Source organism: Rhodococcus sp. IEGM 1241, assembly GCF_033142365.1.
In the GTDB taxonomy this organism is placed as follows: Bacteria; Actinomycetota; Actinomycetes; order Mycobacteriales; family Mycobacteriaceae; genus Rhodococcus_F; species Rhodococcus_F erythropolis.
Genome location: NZ_JAWLSE010000002.1, coordinates 102,933 through 128,497 on the forward strand (window position 1 = coordinate 102,933; position 25,565 = coordinate 128,497).

Genomic DNA, 25,565 nt, shown 5'->3' on the forward strand with positions numbered 1-25,565 from the left:
TCGACAAAATTCAACAACCCGAACACAACTGTCGAGGAGTCAAAAGACATGGCCTTCTCCGTCCAGATGCCAGCCCTAGGTGAGAGCGTCACCGAGGGAACTGTCACACGGTGGCTCAAGCAGGAAGGAGACACGGTCGAAGTCGACGAACCCTTGCTCGAAGTCTCCACGGACAAGGTCGACACCGAGATTCCGTCTCCCGTCGCCGGCGTCCTGACCAAGATCGTCGCGCAGGAAGACGACACCGTGGAAATCGGTGGCGAGCTCGCCCAGATCGGTGAAGCCGGCGAAGCCGCAGCACCCGAGGCAGAGGCACCCGCCCCCGCCGCAGAGGAAGCTCCCGCCGAGGAAGCCCCGGCTGCCGAAGCTCCCGCCGAAGAAGCTCCCGCCGCCGAGGCACCCGCTGCTTCCGGCGGTTCCGCTGAAGGCACCGCCGTGACGATGCCCGCCCTCGGCGAGTCCGTCACCGAAGGCACCGTCACCCGCTGGCTCAAGGCCGTCGGCGACGAGGTTGCCGTCGACGAGGCGCTGCTCGAAGTCTCGACCGACAAGGTCGACACCGAAATCCCGTCCCCCGTCGCCGGAATCCTGCTCGAGATCAATGCGCAGGAAGACGACACCGTCGAGATCGGTGGCCAGCTGGCCGTCGTCGGATCCGGCGCACCCGCCGCGGCTCCGGCACCCAAGGCCGCTCCCGCAGCACCGGCCGCTCCGCCGGCACCCAAGGCTGAAGCACCGAAGGCTGAGGCACCCAAGACCGAGGCACCCAAGCCTGCTGCCGCACCGGCCGCACCCGCTCCGAAGCCTGCTGCAGCTCCCGCACCGGCGGCCGCACCCGCAGCTTCCGGCGACAGCAGCCCGTACGTCACCCCGCTCGTGCGCAAGCTCGCCACGGACAACGGCGTCGACCTCGCGACCGTCACCGGCACCGGCGTCGGCGGCCGCATCCGCAAGCAGGATGTGCTCGCCGCTGCGGAGGCCAAGAAGGCTCCCGCCGCCGCTGCTCCTGCTGCAGCACCCGCGGCCGCACCGGCCGCCACCGCAGCCGCAGGCGTCCGACCGGAACTGGCACACCTGCGCGGAACCACGCAGAAGGCCAACCGTATTCGGCAGATCACGGCCACCAAGACGCGTGAGTCGCTGCAGAACACCGCTCAGCTCACGCAGACCTTCGAGGTGGATGTCACCAAGATCGTCGCCCTGCGGGCCCGCGCCAAGGCCGGCTTCATCGAGCGCGAAGGCGTCAACCTGACGTTCCTTCCGTTCTTCGCCAAGGCAGTCGTCGAGGCGCTGAAGTCGCACCCGAACATCAACGCCAGCTACGACGAGGCTGCCAAGCAGATCACCTACTACGACGCTGAGCACCTCGGCATCGCAGTGGACACCGATCAGGGCTTGCTCTCCCCCGTCATCCACAACGCCGGCGATCTCGGCCTTGCCGGTTTGGCTCGCGCCATCGCCGACATCGCGAAGCGTGCACGCTCGGGTGGCCTGAAGCCGGACGAGCTCTCGGGTGGAACCTTCACCATCACCAACATCGGCAGCCAGGGCGCGCTGTTCGACACCCCGATCCTGGTACCGCCGCAGGCGGCCATGCTCGGAACCGGCGCGATCGTCAAGCGCCCGATGGTGGTCACCGACGAGAACGGCAACGAGTCCATCGGCGTTCGCTCGATGATCTACTTGCCGCTGACCTACGATCACCGTCTGGTCGACGGCGCCGACGCCGGCCGATTCCTCACCACTGTGAAGCAGCGGTTGGAAGAAGCCTCGTTCGAAGCTGATCTGGGCCTGTAAGCAACTGCTCGGCCGACCGGGGCGTCATCTCCATCAGGAGGTGGCGCCCCGGCTTTTTCAGTACGGTCGGATATACACGGTCGGATATCGAAGCAGGCTGAATCGAAGGAGGCTTTCCGAATGCGAGTAGTCATCGCCGGCTCGTCCGGTTTGATCGGAACGGCCTTGGTGTCATCGTTGCGCTCCGACAACCACGACGTCGTACGTCTCGTGCGACGCTCGACCGCTGGACCCGACGAATCGCGTTGGGACCCGGACCAGGACCGCCTGGACCTCTCCGTTCTGCAAGGCGCTGACGCCGTCGTGAACCTCTGTGGCGTCGGCATCGGCGACAAACGGTGGTCGGGTTCCTACAAGCAGGCGATCCGTGACAGCCGCATCGTCGCGACCGATGTCCTGGCCGAAGCTGTCGCAAGTCAGAAGGTTCCCGTACTCGCCAACGCGAGCGCCGTCGGCTACTACGGCGACACCGGCGACAAGATCGTCGACGAGGATTCGCCGGCAGGCACCGACTTTCTCGCCACGACGTGTCGCGATTGGGAAATTGCCACCGAGCCCGCACGCAAGGCGGGAGCCCGCGTGGTCAATCTGCGCTCGGGCGTCGTGATTTCACCCCACGGCGGCATGCTCGGTCGGCTTCGGCGCCTATATTCGTTCGGTCTCGGTGGGCGACTGGGCAACGGTCGCCAGTACTTTCCGTGGATCTCACTCGAGGACGAGTGCGACGCGATCAAGTTCGCGCTCACGAATTCCGAACTCTCCGGTCCCGTCAACCTGACCGGTCCGGCCCCTGTCACCAACGCCCAGTTCAACGACGCCATGTCCCGTGCGGTCCACCGACCCGCTCCCTGGATCGTTCCCGGGTTCGCACTCGAAGCGTTGATCGGAGAATTCGCCAAGAGCGGCATCCTCGGTGGCCAGCGCGCCATTCCCGCGGCCTTGGAAAAGGCGGGATTCTCCTTCCGCCACAACACGATCGGCGAAGCGCTGGCGGCCGCACTCGGATGATTCCGAAGTCGGGCGTAATCTCTACGTCCATGAGCAGCGCTGACGTTTCCGCCCGGTTCTCGAAACTGCCGATCGCCGTCGAGCAACTCGGTTTGATCGACTACAACGCCGCGTGGGACCGCCAGCGTGAGCTCGCGGCAGCGCGGGCAGACGACATCGGACCGGACATGCTACTGCTCCTCGAACACCCGCCGGTGTACACGGCAGGACGACGCACGGAACCCGAAGACCGTCCCGTCGACGGCACACCTGTCATCGACGTCGACCGCGGCGGGAAGATCACCTGGCACGGCCCCGGCCAGCTGGTCGGATATCCGATCGTGAAACTGGCCGAGCCCATCGACGTGGTGCGATATGTCCGACGCATCGAGGAAGCACTGATCACGGTGTGCACGGACCTCGGGCTGAACTGCGGGCGCATCGACGGCCGCTCCGGCGTCTGGCTGCCCGCCGAACTCGCAAACGGGCAATGGAAGCCCGAGCGCAAGGTTTCTGCCATCGGCGTGCGCGTCCAACGGGGCGTGGCACTGCACGGCTTCTCCCTGAACTGCAATTCGGTCCTGACCGGATTCGACAACATCATCCCCTGCGGCATCCGTGACGCCGGGGTGACGACGCTGTCGGATGAACTCGGTCGCGACGTCACCGTGGACGAAGTCACTCCCGCTGTGACCGAGGCAGTGATCGCTGCTCTCGACGGAACCATGCCCGTCACCGAACGGAACGTCGAGCGCGTCACCTTCGAAAGCGCCTCGCCTACTCCGACTTTTACTACCGTTCAGTACAGCTGACGGGCTCGCCCGAACCCCGTTGCAGTAATCACCGGGCGTAGGATCACTGTCGTGACTATCGCCCCAGAAGGACGTAAGCTGCTCCGTCTCGAGATCCGAAACGCGGAGACGCCCATCGAACGCAAACCCAACTGGATCAAGACCCGCGCAAAGATGGGCCCCGAGTACACGGAGCTCAAGGGCCTGGTCAAGCGTGAAGGTTTGCACACCGTCTGCGAGGAAGCAGGCTGCCCCAACATCTACGAGTGCTGGGAAGACCGCGAAGCCACGTTCCTGATCGGCGGCGAGCAGTGCACACGCCGCTGCGACTTCTGCCAGATCGACACCGGCAAGCCCGAGGCCCTCGACCGCGACGAGCCCCGTCGCGTCGCGGAAAGCGTTCAGGCCATGGGGCTTCGGTACTCCACGATCACCGGCGTCGCCCGCGACGACCTCCCCGACGGCGGCGCCTGGCTCTACGCCGAGACCGTCCGCAAGATCCACGAACTCAACCCGGGCACCGGCGTCGAGAACCTGGTTCCGGACTTCAACGGCAAGCCGGAACTGCTCGACGAGGTCTTCGCCTCACGCCCTGAGGTGCTCGCACACAACCTCGAGACCGTCCCCCGCATCTTCAAGCGGATCCGTCCGGCATTCCGGTACCAGCGCAGCCTCGACGTCATCACCGCAGCACGCGACTACGGACTGGTCACCAAGTCCAACCTGATCCTCGGTATGGGCGAAACCCCTGAAGAGGTCACCGAGGCGATGGCAGATCTCCACGCCGCCGGTTGCGACATCCTCACCATCACCCAGTACCTGCGCCCCTCGCCTCGGCACCACCCCGTCGAGCGGTGGGTCAAGCCTGAGGAGTTCGTCGCACACTCCAAGGCTGCAGAAGAGATGGGCTTCGCCGGCGTCATGGCCGGTCCGTTGGTTCGCTCGTCGTACCGCGCCGGCCGCCTGTATGCGCAGGCCATGGCACATCACGGCCGTGAACTGCCCGAGGCGCAGCGTCATCTGACCGAGGGCGGAGACGCTTCCCAGGAAGCCAGCTCACTCATGGCGCGCCTGAATCGCTGATCCACTTTTTGCTGTGCGCCTTTATTAACCGCAGGCGGTTAGTAAAGGCGCACAGCAATGGACGTATCCTGGGTACATGGCGAACGGCAGCAAATCCGGTAAGGGCAAACCCACCAAAGAGGCAAAGGCTGCAGCGAAGGCTGCCCGCAAGCAGGCTTCCAAGGAACGTAGAACTCAGCTCTGGCAGGCATTCCAGATGCAGCGCAAGGACGACAAGCTCCTCCTGCCGCTGATGATCGGCACCCTCGTCGGTGCTGCTCTGGTCTTCTTCCTGGTCGGTCTCATCTGGGGCCTTCAGTGGTTCCTGCTGCCGATCGGCATCGTTCTCGGTCTCCTCGGCGCCTTCATCATCTTCGGTCGCCGCGTCCAGAAATCGGTGTACAAGAAGGCTGAAGGCCAGGCCGGTGCCGCTGCGTGGGCGCTCGACAACATGCAGGGCGCGTGGCGCGTCACGAATGCCGTCGCCGGCACCACCCAGCTCGACGCCGTTCACCGCGTCGTCGGACGGCCGGGTGTCATCCTCGTCGCCGAGGGTTCGCCGCAACGCGTCAAGGGCCTCCTCGCGCAGGAGAAGAAGAAGACTGCCCGCCTCATCGGCGACACCCCGATCTACGACATCATCATCGGAAACGACGAGGGCCAGGTTCCGCTCTCGCAGCTCCAGCGCTACTTGAACAAGTTGCCCCGCAACATCGACACCAAGCGCATGGACAACATCGAAGGTCGCCTCGCTGCGCTCAGCGCACGCGGCGGCGGAGCGGCGCTTCCCAAGGGCCCGATGCCCGGAGGCGCGAAGATGAAGGGAATGCAGCGAACCATTCGTCGTCGCTGACACTCCCCCACAGCAAACGAAAGACCCGGGCCCATACGGACCCGGGTCTTTCTTCGTTCGAGAAGTTTGTGTCAGCGCGACTTCACGAGCAAAGTGCCGGTCGCGCGGTCCTGCATACCGCGACCGTCGATGTCGGTGATGGTCGCGGGAATGACGAACACCAGCAGCGCCTGACGCCCCAACGCGCGCACGAAGCCCACTCGGATCGGGCCTTCGATTCGCGCAACCTGAAGTCCGAGGACGAACTGCCCCGGGGTGAAGTTGAACAGAGCCACGGTGACGACACCGACGGCGAACCACACCATCAGCGTGACAGTCGAGGTCATACCGTCGAAGAAGTCTCCGGTGATGAGCGAGGCCACTCCCACGGCCATGACCCAATCCACCAACAGTGCGGCGATACGACGGCCCGAACCGACCAGCGAACCCGGCCCCTCCTGAGGGAAACCGAGGAACTCGCCACGGTACGACTGCTCACGGCCGTCCGTGCTCTTCGGCAAAGCTGCTTGCGGCCCAGAGAGCCAAGTTCCGGTGATACGTGCCATGCTGTCCAGGATAGGCGTCGCAGCACCGTAGTCCAGATTTGCCGGGTTTTAACTGTGTGGCCGGTCACATGGACTTCGGAAATCCCCAGGATGCTGCGACGCGTAACACTGCCGAAACAAAGGGTTGACGAGCGGGCAACACCAGCTCCCTACCGTCTGCCTCGACGGATTCAACCGACATCACTTGGCTGAAGCGACTTAAGGAGCACAAGCGTGGCGTTCACCACGGCCGAAGAGGTCATCAAGTACATCGCGGACGAGAACATCGAGTACGTCGACATTCGGTTCAGCGACCTGCCCGGCGTCCAGCAGCACTTCTCGATCCCGGCGTCTGCTTTCAACCAGGACGTGTTCGAGGACGGCCTCGCATTCGACGGATCTTCGGTCCGCGGATTCCAGTCGATCCACGAGTCCGACATGATGTTGCTTCCCGACGTCACCACGGCGCAGATCGACCCCTTCCGCAAGGCGAAGACCCTCAACATCAACTTCTTCGTGCACGACCCGTTCACCCGTGAGTCCTACAGCCGCGACCCGCGCAACGTTGCCCGCAAGGCCGAGGAGTACTTGGTCAGCACCGGCATCGCGGACACCGCATTCTTCGGCGCCGAGGCCGAGTTCTACATCTTCGACTCGGTTCGCTACGACTCCGGCATGAACTCCGCGTTCTACGAGCTGGATTCCATCTCCGGTTCCTGGAACACCGGCGCAGAGACCAACGCCGACGGCTCCCCGAACCTCGGCTACAAGGTTCGCGCCAAGGGCGGCTACTTCCCCGTCGCTCCGTACGACCACTACGTGGACCTGCGCGACGAAATCTCCACCAACCTGACCAACGCGGGCTTCGAGCTCGAGCGCGGCCACCACGAGGTCGGTACCGGCGGACAGCAGGAGATCAACTACAAGTTCAACACGCTGCTCGCAGCTGCTGACGACCTGCAGCTGTTCAAGTACATCGTCAAGAACACCTGCTGGCAGCACGGCAAGTCCGCGACCTTCATGCCGAAGCCGCTCTTCGGTGACAACGGCTCGGGCATGCACGTCCACCAGTCCCTGTGGAAGGACGGCAAGCCCCTCTTCCACGACGAGTCCGGCTACGCGGGCCTCTCGGACATGGCTCGCCACTACATCGGCGGCATCCTGCACCACGCTCCGTCGCTGTTGGCCTTCACCAACCCGACGATCAACTCGTACCACCGTCTGGTGCCGGGCTACGAAGCCCCCATCAACCTCGTGTACAGCCAGCGCAACCGCTCGGCAGCTGTCCGTATCCCGATCACGGGCAACAACCCGAAGGCAAAGCGTCTCGAGTTCCGCGCACCCGACTCCTCGGGTAACCCGTACCTCAACTTCGCTGCACAGATGATGGCCGGCCTGGACGGCATCAAGAACAAGATCGAGCCGATGGCTCCGGTCGACAAGGACCTCTACGAGCTTCCCCCGGAGGAGGCTCGCAACATCCCGCAGGCTCCGACCAGCCTCGAGACGGTCATCAACCGCCTCGAAGCCGATCACGAGTACCTGACCGAGGGTGGCGTCTTCACCACCGACCTGATCGAGACCTGGATCTCGCTCAAGCGCGAGCAGGAAATCGCTCCGGTCAACCTGCGTCCGCACCCGTACGAGTTCGAGCTCTACTACGACGTGTGATCCGCATCCTGACGTAAGTCAGACCTGCGAGTACCGAGTCCACCCGTCCCGCTTCTGCGGGGCGGGTGGACTTGTTTCGGTCCGATCGAATATGTCCGCCACACATGTGCCCGTAAGTGCCGAGCATTGCCTTCGCACTCGGGAGCCGCATCCCGAGCCTGAACTGTCTTGATATCAGCTCCCGACGCGATGAACAGCGAGGCGAGAAAGTGCCGCAAGTCGTGAAGCTGAACTCGTCCGGTAGGTCCACCTCCCCGTCCCCGTCACCGTCACCGTCCGCAAGGCCCGCTCGATCAACGCCGACGCCGCGTCCATTCCTGACCCGTTCGTCACCATCTGCTCATGCGGCCACTGCAGTTCCAACGAGGAGAGCATGAGCGTGAGTGTCTGCGGCACCGAAATCGACGCATCACTCCCCCTGGTCTTTAACGGTTTGTCCGGCCACTGCTGTTTCCGGTGCACAGCCCCACGGGTGAAATCGACGTCAGCAACACGACGCCCCGACGTCTCTGCCATGCGAGGGCCCGCGAACGCGCCGAGCAGTATCGCCAATCTATAGTGCAAGCCAGAGGCAGATGGATAACCCCGATAACGCGCATACCCCCCAGTGACGACAAAGCCATCAGTATCGCCAGGGCGGCCGTACCTCTGCCCGGTGGCAGTTTCGATGCGGATACCGAAACAATCTGCCGTCAAGTTCCCAACGGTGAAAGCGACGTCGCGCAAGAGCTTTCAGCCTTCCGAGCTCGGCTGCATGGTTAGCGCGCCCACAGCTCACACCAGGATGTGACCATCCGTCGTCGAAACCGCTACTTGCAGCCACTGACCTTGAGCAACTCTGCGGGAAGGTCATTCTGCATCACGACCTCGTTTCCGTCCCATACGAAGATGGCGGTGGCCAGACCTGACGGATTCGCATTCGAGTCCATCCCTCGCGGCCACTTGTACTGCACCGTCACGCTGTCGCTGGAGGAATCAATCACCGAAGTGAAGCCGAACGAACACGCCGTAGCTGTCCCCTGATACTCCCCACGGTGGAAGAACATCACATGCTGTGGCGAACTACCGGTCCCGCCATTGGTTTCGGCGATCGCATAGCTCAGCTCGGCACACGGATCAAAGTTTGTCTCCCCCAAGAACGTCCACTCGATGCCAGGAATCTGGGTTGCGGCCGGCACCTGGTCGAGGCCGGCCGATATCGCCGCGACTTTCGGGGTCGTTCCACACTTGACCGTCGCAACCGCTGCGGGATCGACAGCGTTTGCCCCACACAGCCACGGCCATCCGGTCATCTGTCCGAGGTTTTGCGGTTCCGCGGAGAAACTCTGCTCGTCCCCGAACAGGGAACCGTCACCGAGCTGACCACCGTTCGCAGCGTCATAGCTGTACGAAGTCACCTTCATCGCCGGTTGCGAGGAACTTCCGCCGTACTGCGCGGTGAAATTCCAGACCTCGATCGGCCTGGACGGGTCGCCTGTACAACGAACCGCGGTCTCGGCCCCTTCACCTCGATGCAGTTTCCACTCGACGGGATTGCCTTCGTACAACGAGGCGGGCGGTGACATGACGGCCAAATTCGCGTCCTCCCACGACAACACCTTGTATGAGGCAGAGCCGCCGAGCTCCTTCGTGGCGACGACAACCTCCGCACCCGGCACACCGTCAACGTCCCATGCTCCGGCAAACCCTGCCGCATCCTGGACCTTCGGATCGGTCAGCAACTTGGAGTCCGTACCGGCTACCGCAGCTTCGATGCCGGTAGCTGTCAGCACCACGATCTGACCACCTGCACGGCCGATCGAATCATCTTTGCCGTCGCCGTCGACATCCACGACAGTCAAAGACACACAGTCCTGTTTACCCGAACAGACATCAGGCGCGGACGGAGTCGTCGTGGTCGGTGACGAAGCCGCTGCGTTGTCCCCCGCTTGTGCAGCGCCTTCGACTGGATCGGCCCCACACCCAGCCAACAACAATGTGGCTGACGCGCAGATAGAAATCGCTAGTTTGGTTCTCACTATGTCCCCTGATTCGATACACAAACCACGATCGGATTGATGCAACTGTCGATGAGTATTGCAGTTGCACTTCGACATGCCACAGATTCCTGGATTAATAGGGTTCGAATTCACCTCCGGATAGGATCCAGTTTCGCTGACTCGACGGAGGCATTGTGTTGGACGTTGGCAGGTCAAGATTTCGGCACTACACCATAAGGTCCGTGATCGGAATCGGAGCGTTTATCCTGGTTGGTGGCCTATCGGTTGCACCGAGGAGGAAGAAGTTCAGTACATCGACCCCTCGACTACGAATACCCCGGAGCCTGGGATCTGAGCCACCGGTTTAACGGATGAGCTCTAAACATGGCTCGGAGAGATCTCTGCGAAGACCAAATGCACCACTGATCTGGAAATCGCAAACCAAATTGCGGCCCCACCAGCCAGCTCTGCGACCATTACTGTCGCAGTAACCGGAAGTCGATGTCCGAGGAGCTACTTGACGATGGCAAATGCTCAGACGATCCAGATCTTTCTACCTAAAGGTGATCCTTCGGGAATACGGGTGGCGAGTCTGACAACACGAACAGTGCGCGTATTCGAAGTGCCACGCTCACTGCTGAGGGACTTCCTGGAGATGTCGGAGTCCAACCAAGTAGGTGTCTACTATCTGTTCGGTTCCGAACCCGCAGACGTCCCCCAGTGCTATATCGGTCAGTCAGGCAGCGTCGGTGAACGGCTGAAGCAGCACACTGGACAGAAAGAGTTCTGGACCAAAGCCCTGGTGGCGGTCTCTTTGACGAACGAGTGGACATCGACCCATGTGGCGTATCTGGAGTGGCTGTCGATCAACCGCGCGAAACAGTATGGGCGCTTCGAACTCCAGAACGGCAACGCCGCATCGAACCCATTTACGCCGGCCCCGCTCGAAGCCGATTGCCGCGAATTCCTCGACACTATCGCGGTCCTACTTGCTACCCTAGGCGCTCCGATCCTGGAACCAGTCCTCAAGACATCGAATGCTGGTGACGGCAGAAACACGATCGGCGAGCCTGCATCCGAAGTGCTGTATTTCAAGGAGGGCGGTTGCAGAGCCACGGGGCATCAGACACCCGAAGGCCTGCTCGTCGCCGCAGGATCAAGAGGCCGTCCAGAGGTACGCGATTCTGCCTACCCGTCGATTAGCCGCCGCCGTGACGCACTCCAAGCGGAGGGCGTAGTCACGATCGACACTGAAGGACTGATCTTCGTCAAGGACTATCTCTTCAACAGTCCTTCCATGGCGGGAACTGTCCTCATCGGTGGCAACATCAACGGGCGAAACAGCTGGAAAGACTCTCTCGGCAATTCGATCAATGACCTTGAACGAGCAGCTCTCGACTCGGTTCCCAAGACATCAGTAGCGCAGCAAAACGAAATTGAGTTCGAGAAGTAGATCTGCAGCCACCTCGCTGTTCACGGTTGGTCATACTCGCCGACGGACGATGGATATCGCCGCATCTGAGCGGAATTACATCGGGTATACATTCGACCGATACCGACTTGGGTGCAGGAGAAGCAACAGATGCCCGATCCGTTCGCAATCGAAGTGGACTCCTTCTACAACACGATCGTCCTGCGCTCACCGGATGACTGCGAACCACTTGCGCCGGGTTGGTTTCCCACCGAACCCCAATTCGTCACTGGCGGACCAGGCCGACTCGTCATCCACACCGGTGGACGCGGGCTCGTACGCGTGACAGTCACCTCCACCGAAACACCTGCCCCTCCGCTCACGGATTCGCTACTCACAGTGTGGGAAGACATTGCGGAGGGTTCGTTCACCATCGAGAGCGACGCACTCTGCTTCGACGGATTCTCAGGTGAGGTATCGCATCCAATTCCCCATCCGAGGCCAGGCCCGTGCCGAGTGCGAGTGTTTGCTCGGGGACGGACTGAGTACTGGGACGCCTACCGGACACCGGAGACCCAACCGCAGATACGACTCCACATCCAACTCTGGCCGCAACAACTCGGTGACCCGCACCTCATCCAGTACCGAGACCGGATTACCGGAAACCGTAGCCGAACCGACGACACCCCCGAGGAAAAGCAGCCCACCACGTAGCCGGGAACATCTCTCTCCACTGCGCAGTTCTGCTCCGGGCACGGCTACCGGATCCAGTAGTTTTCTGTGCCGAGGCCGGTAGCGAAGTGCGAGTAGTCGACCTACCTGCCAGGGCTGCGGATACAGCGTTTCGCGGACCTGTACCCGGCAACGGAAAGACCGACGCGAAAGATGCTTTCATCATCGTCGATGCCGCCCGCACACTCTCCGATACGCTGTTGCCGATCGGAAAGGCCTGCGACCTTGTCGAGGGTCTACGCATGCTGTCCGAATTCGACGCCGATCTGGCGGTCGACGAAAACCGGTTGACGCCTGCGGTCGATGCTGTTGTCGGTGAATCCATGGGCGTACGGACCGGTGTGACTATGCTCGTCGAGATCACCGACATCGGTCGTTCCGCGACGCAGGGGCGCTCGCGGTTTACGCCGGGGTCGCACCTCGCACACATCGCTCTGGAACGTCCGTCAAAGGTGAGCATCGACAACACAGCGGCAACGCCAGACTCAAACGCGCCAAGTATCTTCAGCGTTCGCTGCTCTCAAGGATCCGGTCTCCCGTGCCAACTACGACCGAAAACGAGCTGAGGGCAGGCGTGGCTGGTGCGCGTCTCGGGGTCAGAGTTCGCGCGCCGGATGTCGCATCGGAGAGAACCCCAATGCGGCTGCAGCGACAGCGAACACAACAGCGACGCCGAGCAGGGTTAGGCGTTCACCGATCGCGCCGACCAGCAGACCTGCTATCACTGCGCCGAGCGCAGCCATGGTGCGGTTGACGGAGCGTCGGGCGGCATTCACACGCCCGAGAAGCTCATCGGGGGTGAGTGTTTGCCAATAGCCCATCTCGTTCGCGTTCTCCGCGCCCGCTGCCAACCCTTGCAGGCCCAGCGCTGCGAAGAGCATTACATGGCCGACACCTGTGTCCGTCGCGAAGGCCACGAGAAGCCAGGTGACGGGGGTATACCGTGCGGGCGAGGATGACTGCTCGTCCTGATCCGATGCGCGTGCCGAGCGCGTGAGCGCAGGATGTGCCGAGGAGGCTTGCGACACCGAACGTCGTCAGCAGCAAACCGTATGTGTAGGCGCTGAACCCGAGCGAGCGGAGAGCGAACAGCGACAGCACAGTCAACGCAGCTCCGTTGGCAAGGAACCACACGTGTGTCGATATCGCGAGCGGGTTGAGAGTGCGGTGGCGATACGTGAATCTCAGACCCTCACGCACTTCGTTCATCAGGTTTCGGGAGCGAGAAACGGATCGAGGCTCGTCGACGTCGAGCCCGAAATTGAGTGCGGCATCGATGAGGTAGCTGATCGCGTCGACGGCGATCACCACGGGAGCGCCGAGCACCCCTACGAGTGCGCCTCCGACCGTTGGCCCCAATGTCGTTGCCGCTGCGTCGGCTTGGTCGAGTCGAGCGTTTGCTTTCACCAGTTGGCTGCGTGGAACCAGCCGGGGCAACAAGGACTGCATCGCAGCGAAGCCGAACACCGAAAAGGAGCCGAACAACAGCAACACGATGACCAGAACCCAGATGTGCAGAAGCCCGGCGAGCCACAGAAGCGGGACGGCACCGAGCACCACCGCTCGACCGACGCTGGCCCACACGAGAATTGGCTTGCGCCGCCACCGATCGACATAGACCCCCGCGACCAACCCGAGCACCGCATAAGGGATCAACTGAGCCGCGTTCACCACACCCACTTCGAACGGCGTCGCGTCCAAAAGCTGCACTACCAAAATGGGCATCGCCACAGCTGTCACCGACGAGCCGGCCGAACTGATCACCGCGGCCGTGAGAAAGCGACGGAACGATGAACGGTGACCTGCCGGCGAAACGTCACTCATCGCTGCCATCCACGACGCCACACAGCCGACTTCACCAGTCTGTCCCGCTCATGCACGGCACTGTAACCGAGCACGCACGATATCGGTGCTGAGGACGAGACGGCTGTTGGCATTGCGAAATTGATAGAAGCACTCAACCGTGACCAAGGACTAGAGCGGACACAGCCACTCACCTCGTCCTCGTAGGTGGGGTTACCCGTCTCGACTTGCACTCCGCGATGCTCACCGAGTGGACATTGCGCAGCGAACACGATTGGCTGTCACTCATTGTTGCGTTTCTTGGACCCAGTCGGGGTGTTCTCGGCTGTCGTCGAGCACCCAGGTACGGGATTCGTCGCCGATGCGGTCGGGGTCAGTGAGCCAGCGTGTTGCGTCGGGCGCCCACCCGGCGATAACGCTCGCCGTCTCGTCGTCGACTCCGATCGCGGTTCCCGCCGCGGCCAGGTATCCCATAACGGTGAGATGCACGCCCGTGTAGCTCTCAGCGACGAGCTGCCAGTTGGGGATGACCCATCGCCCTGATCGTCCGGTGGTCCGGTACCAGTCGTGTCGTTTCTCCGCGGTGACCTCGAGGGGGAACCGTCTGCAGAGTTCCGCCCACGCCTGCGCGCCGTCGATCTCGTATATGCGAGCGCGGGCGGGTGCGTCGACTTGTCGCACGGCGATGCGTTTCCAACCCATGCCGGCTTCGACGAACCACAATTCTGCCGGGGTCCCGTCGAACAGTGTCCGTGTCGAACACCGAACAGACGGATTCGACCACCAGTAACCGGACCAGTTCGCCTTTGGATCGGTCGGGCGGTCAGCGGCTCGCGCTTCCGCTGCGAGAGTGTGCTCGTGCCAGTCGCTCAGGAGTTCTGCAGCCGTCGACTCAAAGGTTTCGGGGCTGTCGTCGTCCCGGCTCACTATCACCCATTGGTCGGTCTCGGCGAGCGCGGTCGTCCACCAATGCGTGCGTGGGGATCGTGCGATGTGCTCGGCGACTCGTCGAAGCTCACGCCGTACCGGCTCGGTTGCGACGAGGATGTCTTCACCGTCGGGGTCCTGCCAGTAGCGCGCTGTGTCCGTCGCTGCGGCGAGGGCCGAACGGAGTGCAACCTCGGTCACCTCGGGAAGCGGTACCTCGGACAGGCGGTGCGCTACATCGTCGGCAGTGACGACGGCACGTACAAGCTCTTCGGGAGGCTCTTCAGCGCCGGACTCGTACGCCACGCGTGAATACGTCACGCTTGAGTCTCGCTCGGGGTCGAGGTGATGCGACGCCAGAAAAACCGCGGAACGGAACGAGTCGTCATGCGGCTCGGGTCGCCGGATCCGTTCGGCATCCATCACGTAGTCAAGCAGCATCCGCCGTCCGCGTGGCCCCGACAACAACGTATCCGCTGTACTCGTTGTGCTCACTGCCTCAGGCTCCTCGTTTTCCGTCATGACTGTGTGTACCAGTGTGACGACCTATCGGTGTTGTGCGCTTGGGCCACACACCCCGGCGGCCCCAGCGGATCGGGCATCACTCGTCGAACACGAAGGTGGCGCTGCCATCTTCTGGTAGTTCGTGAACGATCACCTCGTTGCCGATACCCGTGACAGCAGACACGAAAGTGGTCGTCTCCCTGTCGATCCCGACGAGCCAACTGATCCCGACACCCTGCTGACGGGGTACTCGACGAAAGACCGATTCACCCCCTTCTATAGCCGCTCCCGGGTGCAACGATCGGGCTGTGTCCAACACCGCTTGCCGCACGGCACCGAGGTCGATCAGGTCATCGTCAGGTCCGATCTGTGACGGCTGAAAATACGTCAGAGCGAACGGCAGACGGATCATCACCTTGGGCTCGGGCGCGGACCCCTGCACCGGAACAAAGTAGAAGCCCCACCCCCGTGGGGAGGGCGGGGCTTCATTCGATCCGGCGCTCACGCACAGTGGGAGGGTGGTGGACATGCCGGACCGACGACACGGCAGGGAGTCAAGCTGCCGCGCCCAAGCGCTGACCTGAAGGAATGCGCCTGAGATTGTGGTTACGAGAACCATCAAACCAGACAAACTGGACGCATGTTCAGGAATCGAAAGATTCGACCCCGCACGTCAGAAAGATCTCACTGCACCCGATAGGTTTCGCTACGGCCAGGATCAACCAACCGCCGCATGATCTCGTACGCACGGTCCGGATCCGTGTACGGCGGAATCATCATCAGAACGAGTTGACGACCATAGATGTCGTCGAGATACATCAAATCGTGAGGCTGGCCAGGGTACGGACCCCGCACTTCCAGTCCGTCGACCTCGTCGATACGACGCTGCGCGCTGCTGATCGTGTTCCAGTCGAACGCAACCCGCGCGATCGGCCCCAACCTCAGCGAAAGTGCTGATATCAGATCGTGAAGCTCCGCCGTGACGTTGGTGGTCCATGGGAACCACGCGCCGTCTACCGATGCCTTGACGGCGCCTTGACCACGAAGCAGGAACCGCGGAGTCCGCGTCGGCAACGGGAAAGGTTGCCCGACATGGCGCTGCGGCGCTTCCATTGCATAGTCGAGAGTGCTGATGTGCGCCATGACGAGGCTCCTTAACGGAGGATTCGTGGAACCGTCAGGCAGAGGCGCCCGGTCGTGGGTTCCATACTGTCAGGCTACTCCGCTGCGCAATCCCGACTACGCATCGACGGAAATGATCACGCCGGTGTCGCCGTACGGGAACGGACAATTACCGATGTGACAGAGGGTGTGAAGAATTTCGAAATAGGCACCATCACACCGTATTTCGCGTTCACTTTGCTGCGGATCTCGTCGAATTCAGGTCCGCCGCTCACCAAGCGAGCGGTCCCGGCAACCAGCAAAGAGCCGTCGGCAACCTTTCCGCTGTTGTTGCACGGCACGACGGTGACGCGTGGGTTGTTCCGCAGCCGCCTGGCCTCACCCGATTTCGAGGAAGTCCAGAACCCGATACGTCCGTCCGGCAATTGGCGTATGCCTCCACAAACTCCACGACCATGCACACGAATGAATTTTCTCTGCCTCACGCGTTTCGAAACGGACAATTATCCGGACGAAGATGAACAACAGGTGCCGAGTGATGGAAATGTCGCGGAACGACCACGTCTCAGGTCGATTTGTGGCCCGCAGGTGTTGGAACATGACTTCTCGTGAATGCGGAACTCATCGTTCTCCTCGTCGTCGTCGTAACCGCTCTGGGGTTCGACTTCACCAACGGTTTTCATGACACTGGCAACGCTATGGCCACGTCGATTGCAACCGGCGCCCTCAAGCCCAAGGTGGCAGTCGCTCTGTCTGCTTCCTTGAACCTGGTCGGAGCTTTCCTCTCGGTAGAGGTTGCTGCCACCGTGGCCAAGGGCGTGGTGAACCTCGGAAATGTGGGTGGCCAAGCGCTGCTCACCATCGTCTTCGCCGGCCTTGTCGGCGGCATCATCTGGAACCTGGCAACGTGGTTGCTCGGCATCCCCTCGAGTTCCTCACACGCACTGTTCGGCGGCCTGATCGGCGCCGCCATCGCGTCCCTCGGAATGAGCGGTGTCGCCTGGAGCGGCGTGCTCAGCAAGGTTGTCATCCCCGCAGTTCTCGCTCCCGTCGTAGCCGGCTTGGTTGCAGCGGCCGGAACCTGGCTCATCTACCGCATCACCTCCAACGTCGGTGAGGAAACCAAGGACAAGGGTTTCCGACTCGGCCAGATCGGTTCGGCTTCACTCGTTTCCCTCGCCCACGGCACCAACGACGCTCAGAAGACAATGGGCGTCATCTTCCTCGCCTTGGTCGCCCATGGAACCATCTCCGCCGACGCGGACATGCCGTTCTGGGTCAAGCTCACCTGCGCACTCGCGATCGCTGCCGGAACCTACCTCGGCGGGTGGCGAGTCATCCGCACACTCGGCAAGGGCCTGGTCGAGATCGCCGCGCCGCAGGGCATGGCGGCCGAAGCATCTTCTGCTGCCATCATTCTCACCTCCAGCCACCTCGGTCTTCCACTCTCGACCACCCATGTGGCGACGGGTTCCATCATGGGAACCGGTCTGGGACGCAAGGGCGCCGAGGTTCGTTGGGGCGTCGCCGGACGTATGGCGGTCGCCTGGTTGATCACTCTCCCGTCCGCTGCGATCGTCGGCGCTCTGTGCTGGGGACTGGCCAACATCGTCGGCGGCCTGCCCGGTGTCCTGGTCGTCTTCGCTGTGCTCATCGCATTGGCCGGTTGGATGTATCTGCGCTCCCGCAAGGAGCCCATCGATCCGAGCAACGTCAACGCCGAGTGGGACGGCGGCCTGGTGCCTGCAGAGGTCCCCGGTCCGGACGCCCGCGTCACCACCGACGTCAAAGCCTGAAAGAGGGAATCGACATGGATATCTTGAAAAACACCGTCGACTCGCTCTGGCAGGTCGTACTTGTCGGCCTCTTGCTTGGCGCCGGACTTCCGGCGATCTTCGCAATCGGCCTGAAGTCCCTCGATGCCGGGCAACGTGGCAGTGGCGGCGGGAGCACTGCCGTCGCGGCTCGCAGTCCGTTGGCCGTGGCAGGCGCAGTGGTGTGCTTCGCGGTAGTGCTCATCGCAATCGTCACCGGAATCCTCTTCATCATGCAGGGCTTCCTCAGCCACACATTCGGCATCGAGATCTTCTGATCCCTTGCGCCCTCACGAGCGGAAAGACATCACCGTGACTGCACCGACTCCATCCCTTCCTCAGTCCATTCTGGAATGGCTTCGCGCCGGCTACCCCGAAGGCATACCGCCCAAGGACCGCATTCCGCTGGTCGCATTGCTACGACGCAAGCTCTCGGACGCGCAAATTCGAGACATTGCCATCGGCGCTGCACTCGCAGAACTGAGCGACGTCAACAGCGACCAGGTGATCTCTAGCGACGAGATCAGCGCTCAGATCGCCGATCTCACGAGCCAGACTCCCTCGGACGAGGACATCGCGCGCGTTGCCTCCGTCCTGGCCGCCGCCGGGTGGCCCCTCGCTGATCTCGACAACGACTGAAGCTCGATTCGTTGAGTCTTCCACCACTTCTGACTTCGATACTCGGCTGGCTCCGTGCCGGGTATCCGAACGGCGTGCCGGAGCAGGACTACGTCCCTTTGATGGCACTGCTCCGGCGACAGCTGTCCGACGACGAGATCGCCGTTCTTGCCGACGATCTCGTCGCCGACTTTCCGGTTCCGGTCGATCCGATCGACTTTCCCGGTTCGGTCGATCCGATCGACATCGGCGTCCTCATCACCAAGGTCACCGACGATATTCCGCACGAATCGGACGTCGCCCGGGTACGTGAACACCTGATTCGTGGAGGGTGGCAAATCGACGCGCAACCTCCGGTCGACGACGCATGACGGCACTACCTGAATCAGACCAGTTTGATAACGAAACGGTAACGGAGCCGTCGACGTCAATACAGACCACTTAGTGTCATCAGGAATTCCGTGCCTCGGGGGGCTCGGTCGGATTTCGGTGTGCAAGCACCTTTGGGGCGGGAGTAATACATGCACGAGGCTCACACAGATTTGGCGAAGAACCCAGATATTTCGAACCCGGATATTTCGAGAAACCGCATTTCGAAACGAATCAAGCGTCGGATCCTCGGCCTCGCCGCGACAGCACTCGCACTCCCCCTGACCGCAGGCCTGATCAGCGGATCAGTAGCGACCGCAGCGCCCGCGCGCACCGCCCCGGCCGGTGGATACGAGGAAGTGTTCGTCGACTCCTCGATGGGGCCGATCAAGGTTCAGATCCAGTGGGCTTCGCGCGGCGGCAACGCGGCGCTCTATCTTCTCGACGGTCTACGAGCACGCGACGACCGAAACGCATGGAGTTTCGAGACCAACGCTCTCGAGCAGTATCGCGGCGACAACGTCACCCTGGTCATGCCGGTCGGCGGGCAGTCCAGCTTTTACTCGGACTGGTATGCGAACAGCAATTTGAATCGCCAGCCGGTCACGTACAAATGGGAAACCTTCCTCACCCAGGAACTTCCCGCATATCTGGAATCGCGCGGCGTCTCCCGAACCAACAACGGTGTGCTCGGATTGTCCATGGGTGGCAGCGCGGCACTGACGCTCGCCGCCTATCACCGCGATCAGTTCAAGTTCGCCGGATCGCTCTCGGGATACCTCAACATCTCAGCTCCAGGCATGCGTGAAGCAATCCGCGTGGCCATGGTCAGCGCAGGGTCCTTCAATGTCGATGCCATGTGGGGACCGCCATGGAACCCCGCTTGGCTCCGCAACGACCCCTTCGTGTTTGCACCCGAGCTGGCTGGGCTCTCTCTGTACATCTCCGCCGCGAGCGGCCTACCCGGGCAGTTCGATCAACCGCGTCGTCCCGTCGACTTCGTGAATACCGGTAGCGCCATCGGCCTCGAAGCCCTTGCCCTGATGAACTCACGGGCATTCCAGCTGCGCATGAACTCCCTGGGAATTCCGGCAACGTACAGCTTCCCGGCCAACGGCACTCACTCGTGGCCGTACTGGGGCGCGGAACTGTGGAAGGCCCGAGGCCAGATCCTCGACACCCTCAACGCTTGGTGAACTGACAACGACTCGATTACCGACAATCGCAGGCCCCGACCGAATTTCGGTCGGGGCCTGCGTCGTTCGAAATCAGAGCGCGGCAAAGAGATCCACGGTATTGCCGTCGGGATCGAGAAGAACGGCGTAACGCTGGCCCCACACGGCATCAAATGGCTCTTTATGTCCGGGGAAGTCGGCTGTGATGCGCTGATACGCCTCGTCGACTGCAGCGGGTGTCCCGAAATCGAAGGCCAAAGCGATGGGGTGTCGACCTTCCCCGACAACGAAGTCAGGATCGAAGCTCGCGATGGTGGACAGCGCGTCCCAGGCCAGCCGAAGCCCACTGTCGAAAGTGAACTCCACGTGTGGAGCGTCAGCGGGTGTTTCCGGAATGTCGAGCCCGAGGGTTCGGTAGAACGCGAGGGAACGCGCGAGATCGTTGGTGACGATTCCGACGAGATCGAGTCTCGGAGAGACGGACACGGTATTTCTCCTGTTTCGGGTCGAGAAGTGATCGGCGAGTGTGTGACGATGATCTGATGACCGGCACTGACACCCTCGCTCTTGACGGTAGTCGGACGGTAGCGTCGAGTCTTGAACAAAACGGCCACACCTATGTCGAGACTCGGATCACAGGTTCGGCCGGCCTCTTCAGTTGCACGTGGAAAAGCGCTACCGACCCCCATGCGCCCACGGAAGCAAAGCGGATTCTTCCCGATCTCTGCGCAGACTTCATCGTCGACAGCACCGGAAAGTCGTGGCTCGTCGGACCTGCCACCGGTGCCGATCTGGTTTCGGTCGCCGCCGGTACAACCATGTGGGGCATCCGGATCAATCCGCCGGCTCTGCGGAGCCTGCTCGGCACAGCGGCCGACGCGGTGCAGGATTCGAAGATCGCCTTCGACGACATCCTCACTTCCAGACAAGCGCGGGTACTTGCCGACGCCCTTAGCCACGAGGCAGTCGACGCTCACCTACTGGGCCAGTTGTGGCGCGGACTGGAACCCGACCACGGAATCGAGCGTGGTTACTCCGCGCTCATCTCCTCCCCTTCGACTCCGATACGAGAGATCGCCGCAGACCTCGGTGTTTCCGAACGTCATTTTCGACGCTCGATCACGTCGTCGATCGGGCTGTCCCCCAAAATGATTCAGAAAGTGCAACGTATCCAGGACGTGTTGACTCTCAGCCGCGATGCAAATCTCACGCTGTCGTCGCTGGCCGGTCGCGCCGGCTACGCCGACCAAGCCCACCTCGCACGCGATACGCGTGCACTGACAGGCCTGACACCGACTCAGCTACTGCGCGAGCACCGATAACGATGAGCGAAGACCTGTTCTCCGCCCTCGATCACCTGGCTACCACGTCAACTGTCGTGATCGATCGCCCCCGAGGGTCGGCACACCCGCGTTACCCCGCTGCGATTTATCCGCTCGATTACGGCTATCTCGACGGGACCGTCAGCGCGGACGGCGACGGGATCGATCTGTTCCGAGGCTCTGCCGTCGGCAACGGCGTTGTTGCCATGGCCGTTATTGCCGACATCGACAAGAAGGACGTGGAAGTCAAGATCCTTCTCGAATGCACTGCCGATGAAATCGGCACTGCCGCAGCATTTCTCCGCGACACTTTGGGTCTCGGTACCACTGTCTTGCGGCGCGAAGTCAGCTGAGTTCGTCGAATCGCGGAACAAGATGCTCCGCAACCCACTTCGCTTCCTCGATCAGCGGCCAACCTGCCAGGATCAGTGCAGTCAAACCGGTTCGGCCGCGAAGCGTGCGTACCGAGTCCGTGATCGAATCCGGATCGCCGACGTAGTACACCGCCGATGACCCGGTGCCGAAGATGTCGAGAGGCGACCACGCTGTGATACCCGCGTACAGCCCGTCACCGACGTACAACTCCTCCGGTTCCGGAAGTCGGCCGGAAGCAATCTTGTCCGCCCAGCCCTGCCGCTGTGCGTCGCGAGCGGTGAAAGTCTTGAGGTCTTGCTTCCCCTGAGTACGACGACGCACTGCGTTGTCCAAGACATGAGCGATCTGCTCGACGCCCGTCTTCTCGAACAACGAACGGAACCGGTCGTGCGCCTGCGCCTTGGTGGGGCGAACGATCACACCGGTCAGCGCACCGAAGTCGGTGAACTCGCGCCCGGCTGCCTCCGCCGCCGCTCGTGCGGCAGAGAATTTGTCTTCGATGAACGAAGTCTCGCGCAACATCGCCAGATAGGTGTCGAGCACCTTGCCTGAATTCGCCAGGCCTGCAGGCGAATCACCGGTACCCCACAGCGGAACCTGATGCCCAGCGGGCGCATCGATACGCAGTGGTGTGTTGGGAAAGTTCGACTCCGTGCCTTCGGCGTAGATGCGGCGGAAGTCCGCCCAGTACTGCTCCCCCAACTCGTAACGGTCGTCGTGGGGCACGTTCATGTCGTACTTGGTCAGGATGTTCTCGCGTCCGTTGACCGAGTTGATCAACAGTCGGCCACCGCTGAAGGCGTCGAAAGTCAATGCCTTCTCCGCCAGCAGTCGCGCCGGCGTCATGTTCGCGTAGACGGCGACGAGGAACTTCATGCGCACGGTGTGCGCTGCCGCCCACGTCGCCGAAATGAACGGATCGTTCGGCCAGGTGGCAACAAGCGCACCTTCGAATCCGCCGTCGTCGATGGTCTTCGCGAGCTCGATCTGCCTGGCCCCGTCCACGGGGAACAGCCCGCCGGGGCTCCACGGGTAGTCCCCGTCGGCCTGGGTGAGATACCAGAATGTCTTGACGCCCATCAGTTCTGCACTCCAGCCGGCAGGTCGAACGATTCGATTCGGGCACGTGAGCGGATGGTGTCCGCACTCACGGTGTAGAGCGCGTCGAGGTACGCGACCGCGAAAGAACCAGGACCTGAGGCTTTTTCCTCGGCGATCTCCGATGCCACGGCAACATGCGTATGCGCGGCAACCAATCCGTCCAGCGCGGTCGGCGTAACGGCGAGGTAGGCAGCGACCAGGCCTCCCAGAGAGCAACCGGTACTGGTCACGCGCGGCAACAGAGCGCTGCCACCGGAGACTCGGATGCCCCGAACGTCGCCGCCACCATCGCGGCCGACGATGTAGTCGACCGGGCCTGATGCCGACACGGCATCCGCATGCTTCAGGAGTGACAGAGCGGCGGGCACTGCGTCGGCGGAGTCGGAGGCACTGTCGACGCCGCGGGTGTCACCGCCGAGTCCAGCCAGAGCGATGATCTCCGATGCGTTCCCGCGGATGGCGCTGGGGTGAAAGCGCAGCAGATCCACAGCGATACCGCTCCGCCAGGGTAGTCCGCCGACACCGACTGGATCCAAAACCCATGGCGTACCGGCAGTTCGAGCCGCTTCTGCGGCTATCAGGAAGGATTCGGCTGTCCCGTCGTCCGGCGTTCCGAGGTTGACGAGCACTCCCCCGGCGACGGCAGCGAACCCACCCGCTTCATGAACGTTGTCGATGTGAGCATTGCTTGCGCCGGCAGCGAGCAGAACATTGGTCAAGAAATTCGCCGAGACGATGTTGGTCAGCGACTGGACGAGCGGCACCTGGTCGCGGAGTGCGTCGATCGCAGAGGCGACGGTTTCGACAGAGACAGTGTCAGACATGAGATTTCCTTCAAAGCGGATGGTGGTATCGGGACTGCGGCGATTCAGGATCGCTGACATCGATCGTCCGGAATCGCGCTTTCGGACTCACTGCCGACAACCATCGGCAAAACCGGATCTGCAGTCCATTCCTCCAGCGAACCGTCGTAGACTTTGACGTCCGCGTGGCCGCTGCGGATCAGCGCAAGTGCGGTCAAGCACGCCGAAACTCCACCGCCACAATAGATCACGACAGGGCCGGTGGCGGTTGGTAGAACGTCGGCCGATTTCGACAAAACTTCTTCGACCGGAAGCATCCGGGAGTCGGAGTCGAGAAGACTCTTCGCGGACAGATTCACGCTTGACGGAATGTGTCCGCGTCGCGAGTATCGCGTCTTCTCGGTTCCCTCGTACTGCTCAGGCGCGAGAGCGCACACCAGCGTTCCGGCTTCGCGTCCGCTGGACAGCGACGCAACGCGAGGTAAATCGACCCACAGACCCAGATCCGTCACGCTCCAACGCGTCGACGCCGACGTGTGGGTTTCGTCGTCGCCGCTCGCGAGCGCGAAGCCGCGTCGAGTCCATTCGGCGAGGCCACCGTCGAGAACTCTTGCTTCGATGCCGGCGTTGCGAAACACCCACCAGAGCCGTGATGCCCAGGTGGTCGATCCCTGGTCGTAGATCACGATTGTCGCGCCCGGCTCGATACCACTGGATTGGAGATCGGAAACCAACTGCTCCGTTGACGGGCGTGTGAAATGCAGCGCCGCTTCCCTTTCGGAGAAGACGTCCAGGAGGTCGACATGTCGCGAACCCGGGATGTGCGAGGAGACCCAGCCGCCGTACCCGGATTCCGGGCGGTAGTCGCCGTCAAATCGCGCGGGAGGAAAATGAACCGTCGCGTCGAGCACGGCGACGCCTCCCTCACGCAGCATCGCGTCGAGTTCAACGGCACTCACCAGCGGCGACGCGGTCTCTCCAGCCACTTCGGACCCTCTCCCTCGGAAACGAACAAGCACGAACCTAAATGAGTACTAGCGTATACGCAAGTACTCACTCGTCGTCGATGGCATAATCGAACGCGCTCTACTTGCATGCACAGGAATGGGGACACATGGATCTCGACGCCGATACGAGCACCACCGATCTGCTGGTGCCGGAGGCTGCGCTCGGCCGGTCCGATCAGACCTCGCGGCAGTACCTGCGCCTGCGAGCCGACATCCTGGCCGGCAAGTTCCCCCAGGGCGCTCCGCTGCACGAGACTCAATTGTGCGAATCGTACGGCGCATCCCGCACCCCGATCCGGGAAGCACTCAACTGGCTCGCACACGACGGACTACTCGAACGAGCCGCTCGCGGTTTTCGTGTCCGTTCCGGCACACCCGAGGACGTCATCGAGATCTACGCGGCGCGGGTAGCCCTCGAATCGGAAGCGGCAGGCGCCGCGGCACTACGCCACAGCGATCTCGACCTTGCTCGCCTGGACGGATTACACGAGTTCTGCTGCACTGCAACCGAAGGCACCGAGGTGCGTTCCGGGAACTTCAAGTTTCACGAGGCCCTGTGGCAAGCCGCCCACAATTCCACGATCACCTCACTGCTGATCCGCCTCACCACCCAATTGCGAATCTACGACAGCGGCCCGCCGTCGAACTACGGCGAACCGGACCTGCTCAATTCGGAACATCAAGAGATCCTGAACGCCATCCGCGCCAGGGACGAATCGTCCGCGCGTGGCCACATGCGCAACCATCTCGAGCGCAGTCGCGACCAGCGGATAAGGATGTTCGCCAGCCGCTGACTCCAGACAGCCCAGAGTTCTGCA

Annotated in this window: 29 protein-coding genes and 2 pseudogenes; 18 read left to right on the forward strand and 13 right to left on the reverse strand. The window is 62.2% G+C overall.

All coding sequences use genetic code 11. From position 1 onward, the window contains the following. Positions 1-48: 48 nt before the first annotated feature. From sucB to R4P70_RS10110, 5 genes are all read left to right on the forward strand, one after another. The gene (gene sucB / locus R4P70_RS10090) at positions 49-1,797 is read left to right on the forward strand and encodes a 2-oxoglutarate dehydrogenase, E2 component, dihydrolipoamide succinyltransferase (protein ID WP_317830760.1); all 1,749 of its coding nucleotides are present in this window, start codon (positions 49-51) and stop codon (positions 1,795-1,797) included. A gap of 120 nt (positions 1,798-1,917) precedes the next feature. Beyond that, positions 1,918-2,805: a TIGR01777 family oxidoreductase gene (locus R4P70_RS10095; protein WP_020908116.1), complete on the forward strand. Its 888-nt coding sequence runs from the start codon at positions 1,918-1,920 to the stop codon at positions 2,803-2,805. 29 nt (positions 2,806-2,834) lie between these two features. After that, the gene (gene lipB / locus R4P70_RS10100) at positions 2,835-3,596 is read left to right on the forward strand and encodes a lipoyl(octanoyl) transferase LipB (RefSeq protein WP_317830761.1); all 762 of its coding nucleotides are present in this window, start codon (positions 2,835-2,837) and stop codon (positions 3,594-3,596) included. A gap of 51 nt (positions 3,597-3,647) precedes the next feature. After that, positions 3,648-4,658 (forward strand): lipoyl synthase, encoded by a 1,011-nt coding sequence (gene lipA / locus R4P70_RS10105; RefSeq protein ID WP_003941610.1) that lies wholly within the window; start codon positions 3,648-3,650, stop codon positions 4,656-4,658. Positions 4,659-4,734: 76 nt separating this feature from the next. Further along, positions 4,735-5,490: a DUF4191 domain-containing protein gene (locus tag R4P70_RS10110; RefSeq protein WP_003941625.1), complete on the forward strand. Its 756-nt coding sequence runs from the start codon at positions 4,735-4,737 to the stop codon at positions 5,488-5,490. 71 nt (positions 5,491-5,561) lie between these two features. On the opposite strand, the gene R4P70_RS10115 is transcribed toward R4P70_RS10110, so the two are convergent. Continuing rightward, positions 5,562-6,035: an RDD family protein gene (locus R4P70_RS10115; RefSeq protein ID WP_019748923.1), complete on the reverse strand. Its 474-nt coding sequence runs from the start codon at positions 6,033-6,035 to the stop codon at positions 5,562-5,564. Positions 6,036-6,248: 213 nt separating this feature from the next. On the opposite strand from R4P70_RS10115, the gene glnA reads away from it, so the two are divergent. Next, entirely contained in the window at positions 6,249-7,685 is a 1,437-nt protein-coding gene (gene glnA, locus R4P70_RS10120) for a type I glutamate--ammonia ligase (RefSeq protein ID WP_003941609.1), read from the forward strand. 174 nt (positions 7,686-7,859) lie between these two features. On the opposite strand, the gene R4P70_RS10125 is transcribed toward glnA, so the two are convergent. Then, positions 7,860-8,201, reverse strand: a complete 342-nt coding sequence (locus R4P70_RS10125) for a hypothetical protein (protein ID WP_317830762.1) — start codon at positions 8,199-8,201, stop codon at positions 7,860-7,862. A gap of 293 nt (positions 8,202-8,494) precedes the next feature. After that, positions 8,495-9,532: an LppP/LprE family lipoprotein gene (locus tag R4P70_RS10130; RefSeq protein ID WP_270008484.1), complete on the reverse strand. Its 1,038-nt coding sequence runs from the start codon at positions 9,530-9,532 to the stop codon at positions 8,495-8,497. 655 nt (positions 9,533-10,187) lie between these two features. Here R4P70_RS10130 and R4P70_RS10135 point away from each other — a divergent pair. The 4 genes and pseudogenes from R4P70_RS10135 to R4P70_RS32695 all read left to right on the forward strand — a co-directional run. Continuing rightward, the gene (locus R4P70_RS10135) at positions 10,188-11,117 is read left to right on the forward strand and encodes a GIY-YIG nuclease family protein (RefSeq protein ID WP_317830763.1); all 930 of its coding nucleotides are present in this window, start codon (positions 10,188-10,190) and stop codon (positions 11,115-11,117) included. Between the two features lie 129 nt (positions 11,118-11,246). After that, the gene (locus R4P70_RS10140; RefSeq protein WP_125051370.1) at positions 11,247-11,789 is read left to right on the forward strand and encodes a hypothetical protein; all 543 of its coding nucleotides are present in this window, start codon (positions 11,247-11,249) and stop codon (positions 11,787-11,789) included. Positions 11,790-11,891: 102 nt separating this feature from the next. Next, positions 11,892-12,052: pseudogene (locus tag R4P70_RS32690) on the forward strand (IS110 family transposase); the annotation flags it as partial. Positions 12,053-12,201: 149 nt separating this feature from the next. Then, a pseudogene (locus R4P70_RS32695) lies at positions 12,202-12,383 on the forward strand (transposase); the annotation flags it as partial. Between the two features lie 20 nt (positions 12,384-12,403). On the opposite strand, the gene R4P70_RS10150 reads toward R4P70_RS32695, so the two are convergent. The 6 genes from R4P70_RS10150 to R4P70_RS10175 form a co-directional block, all read right to left on the reverse strand. Then, positions 12,404-12,628, reverse strand: coding sequence for a hypothetical protein (locus R4P70_RS10150; RefSeq protein ID WP_317830764.1), 225 nt, complete (start codon positions 12,626-12,628; stop codon positions 12,404-12,406). Then, positions 12,597-13,631 carry an MFS transporter gene (locus R4P70_RS10155; protein ID WP_317830765.1) on the reverse strand — a complete coding sequence of 345 codons (1,035 nt, stop codon included), beginning with the start codon at positions 13,629-13,631 and terminating at the stop codon, positions 12,597-12,599. Before R4P70_RS10155 ends, R4P70_RS10150 begins: the two co-directional genes overlap by 32 nt. Positions 13,632-13,895: 264 nt before the next feature. Next, positions 13,896-15,032 carry a hypothetical protein gene (locus R4P70_RS10160; protein WP_317830766.1) on the reverse strand — a complete coding sequence of 379 codons (1,137 nt, stop codon included), beginning with the start codon at positions 15,030-15,032 and terminating at the stop codon, positions 13,896-13,898. Positions 15,033-15,138: 106 nt separating this feature from the next. Further along, positions 15,139-15,483: a hypothetical protein gene (locus R4P70_RS10165; protein ID WP_317830768.1), complete on the reverse strand. Its 345-nt coding sequence runs from the start codon at positions 15,481-15,483 to the stop codon at positions 15,139-15,141. A gap of 242 nt (positions 15,484-15,725) precedes the next feature. Then, the gene (locus tag R4P70_RS10170; protein ID WP_317830770.1) at positions 15,726-16,184 is read right to left on the reverse strand and encodes a DUF5994 family protein; all 459 of its coding nucleotides are present in this window, start codon (positions 16,182-16,184) and stop codon (positions 15,726-15,728) included. A gap of 116 nt (positions 16,185-16,300) precedes the next feature. Continuing rightward, the gene (locus R4P70_RS10175; RefSeq protein WP_317830772.1) at positions 16,301-16,648 is read right to left on the reverse strand and encodes a pyridoxamine 5'-phosphate oxidase family protein; all 348 of its coding nucleotides are present in this window, start codon (positions 16,646-16,648) and stop codon (positions 16,301-16,303) included. 123 nt (positions 16,649-16,771) lie between these two features. On the opposite strand from R4P70_RS10175, the gene R4P70_RS10180 reads away from it, so the two are divergent. The 5 genes from R4P70_RS10180 (at position 16,772) to R4P70_RS10200 (ending at position 20,160) form a co-directional block, all read left to right on the forward strand. Further along, positions 16,772-17,959 (forward strand): inorganic phosphate transporter, encoded by a 1,188-nt coding sequence (locus R4P70_RS10180; RefSeq protein WP_003941590.1) that lies wholly within the window; start codon positions 16,772-16,774, stop codon positions 17,957-17,959. A 14-nt stretch (positions 17,960-17,973) separates the two neighbouring features. Then, on the forward strand, positions 17,974-18,255 hold the full coding sequence (locus tag R4P70_RS10185; RefSeq protein WP_003941641.1) for a hypothetical protein: 282 nt from the start codon (positions 17,974-17,976) through the stop codon (positions 18,253-18,255). 34 nt (positions 18,256-18,289) lie between these two features. Further along, positions 18,290-18,616, forward strand: coding sequence for a DUF3349 domain-containing protein (locus tag R4P70_RS10190; protein WP_020908123.1), 327 nt, complete (start codon positions 18,290-18,292; stop codon positions 18,614-18,616). Positions 18,617-18,627: 11 nt separating this feature from the next. After that, positions 18,628-18,966, forward strand: coding sequence for a DUF3349 domain-containing protein (locus R4P70_RS10195; RefSeq protein WP_317830773.1), 339 nt, complete (start codon positions 18,628-18,630; stop codon positions 18,964-18,966). 150 nt (positions 18,967-19,116) lie between these two features. Then, positions 19,117-20,160 (forward strand): alpha/beta hydrolase, encoded by a 1,044-nt coding sequence (locus R4P70_RS10200; protein WP_019748933.1) that lies wholly within the window; start codon positions 19,117-19,119, stop codon positions 20,158-20,160. Positions 20,161-20,232: 72 nt separating this feature from the next. On the opposite strand, the gene R4P70_RS10205 is transcribed toward R4P70_RS10200, so the two are convergent. After that, complete coding sequence (locus R4P70_RS10205; RefSeq protein WP_256064315.1) at positions 20,233-20,625, reverse strand: VOC family protein; 393 nt, start codon at positions 20,623-20,625, stop codon at positions 20,233-20,235. A 56-nt stretch (positions 20,626-20,681) separates the two neighbouring features. Here R4P70_RS10205 and R4P70_RS10210 point away from each other — a divergent pair, with 56 nt between their 5' ends. After that, positions 20,682-21,461 carry a helix-turn-helix domain-containing protein gene (locus R4P70_RS10210; protein WP_256064314.1) on the forward strand — a complete coding sequence of 260 codons (780 nt, stop codon included), beginning with the start codon at positions 20,682-20,684 and terminating at the stop codon, positions 21,459-21,461. Positions 21,462-21,463: 2 nt separating this feature from the next. Beyond that, entirely contained in the window at positions 21,464-21,814 is a 351-nt protein-coding gene (locus R4P70_RS10215) for an inorganic pyrophosphatase (RefSeq protein WP_256064313.1), read from the forward strand. On the opposite strand, the gene R4P70_RS10220 is transcribed toward R4P70_RS10215, so the two are convergent. Genes R4P70_RS10220 through R4P70_RS10230 form a run of 3 tightly spaced genes read right to left on the reverse strand, consistent with a single transcriptional unit; the run spans position 21,807 to position 24,726 of the window. Beyond that, complete coding sequence (locus tag R4P70_RS10220; protein ID WP_141488795.1) at positions 21,807-22,916, reverse strand: LLM class flavin-dependent oxidoreductase; 1,110 nt, start codon at positions 22,914-22,916, stop codon at positions 21,807-21,809. The two genes, R4P70_RS10215 and R4P70_RS10220, sit on opposite strands and share 8 nt — an antisense overlap. Beyond that, complete coding sequence (gene thiM, locus R4P70_RS10225; protein ID WP_317830774.1) at positions 22,916-23,761, reverse strand: hydroxyethylthiazole kinase; 846 nt, start codon at positions 23,759-23,761, stop codon at positions 22,916-22,918. The genes R4P70_RS10220 and thiM overlap by 1 nt, the downstream gene beginning before the upstream one ends. A gap of 44 nt (positions 23,762-23,805) precedes the next feature. Further along, positions 23,806-24,726, reverse strand: coding sequence for a sulfurtransferase (locus R4P70_RS10230; protein ID WP_317830775.1), 921 nt, complete (start codon positions 24,724-24,726; stop codon positions 23,806-23,808). 128 nt (positions 24,727-24,854) lie between these two features. On the opposite strand from R4P70_RS10230, the gene R4P70_RS10235 reads away from it, so the two are divergent. Beyond that, positions 24,855-25,541, forward strand: coding sequence for a GntR family transcriptional regulator (locus tag R4P70_RS10235; protein WP_020969908.1), 687 nt, complete (start codon positions 24,855-24,857; stop codon positions 25,539-25,541). The last annotated feature ends 24 nt before the right edge of the window (positions 25,542-25,565 follow it).

Coding starts and splice junctions, on each gene's coding strand:
- R4P70_RS10150 (WP_317830764.1), bottom strand. CDS start 12,628: ATGGGCTATTGGCAAACACTCACCCCCGATGAGCTTCTCGGGCGTGTG.
- R4P70_RS10235 (WP_020969908.1), top strand. CDS start 24,855: ATGGATCTCGACGCCGATACGAGCACCACCGATCTGCTGGTGCCGGAG.
- R4P70_RS10125 (WP_317830762.1), bottom strand. CDS start 8,201: ATGGCAGAGACGTCGGGGCGTCGTGTTGCTGACGTCGATTTCACCCGT.
- lipB (WP_317830761.1), top strand. CDS start 2,835: ATGAGCAGCGCTGACGTTTCCGCCCGGTTCTCGAAACTGCCGATCGCC.
- R4P70_RS10110 (WP_003941625.1), top strand. CDS start 4,735: ATGGCGAACGGCAGCAAATCCGGTAAGGGCAAACCCACCAAAGAGGCA.
- R4P70_RS10170 (WP_317830770.1), bottom strand. CDS start 16,184: ATGGCGCACATCAGCACTCTCGACTATGCAATGGAAGCGCCGCAGCGC.
- R4P70_RS10210 (WP_256064314.1), top strand. CDS start 20,682: ATGACCGGCACTGACACCCTCGCTCTTGACGGTAGTCGGACGGTAGCG.
- R4P70_RS10215 (WP_256064313.1), top strand. CDS start 21,464: ATGAGCGAAGACCTGTTCTCCGCCCTCGATCACCTGGCTACCACGTCA.
- R4P70_RS10115 (WP_019748923.1), bottom strand. CDS start 6,035: ATGGCACGTATCACCGGAACTTGGCTCTCTGGGCCGCAAGCAGCTTTG.
- R4P70_RS10095 (WP_020908116.1), top strand. CDS start 1,918: ATGCGAGTAGTCATCGCCGGCTCGTCCGGTTTGATCGGAACGGCCTTG.
- R4P70_RS10140 (WP_125051370.1), top strand. CDS start 11,247: ATGCCCGATCCGTTCGCAATCGAAGTGGACTCCTTCTACAACACGATC.
- R4P70_RS10220 (WP_141488795.1), bottom strand. CDS start 22,916: ATGGGCGTCAAGACATTCTGGTATCTCACCCAGGCCGACGGGGACTAC.
- sucB (WP_317830760.1), top strand. CDS start 49: ATGGCCTTCTCCGTCCAGATGCCAGCCCTAGGTGAGAGCGTCACCGAG.
- thiM (WP_317830774.1), bottom strand. CDS start 23,761: ATGTCTGACACTGTCTCTGTCGAAACCGTCGCCTCTGCGATCGACGCA.
- R4P70_RS10155 (WP_317830765.1), bottom strand. CDS start 13,631: ATGAGTGACGTTTCGCCGGCAGGTCACCGTTCATCGTTCCGTCGCTTT.
- R4P70_RS10185 (WP_003941641.1), top strand. CDS start 17,974: ATGGATATCTTGAAAAACACCGTCGACTCGCTCTGGCAGGTCGTACTT.
- R4P70_RS10135 (WP_317830763.1), top strand. CDS start 10,188: ATGGCAAATGCTCAGACGATCCAGATCTTTCTACCTAAAGGTGATCCT.
- R4P70_RS10200 (WP_019748933.1), top strand. CDS start 19,117: ATGCACGAGGCTCACACAGATTTGGCGAAGAACCCAGATATTTCGAAC.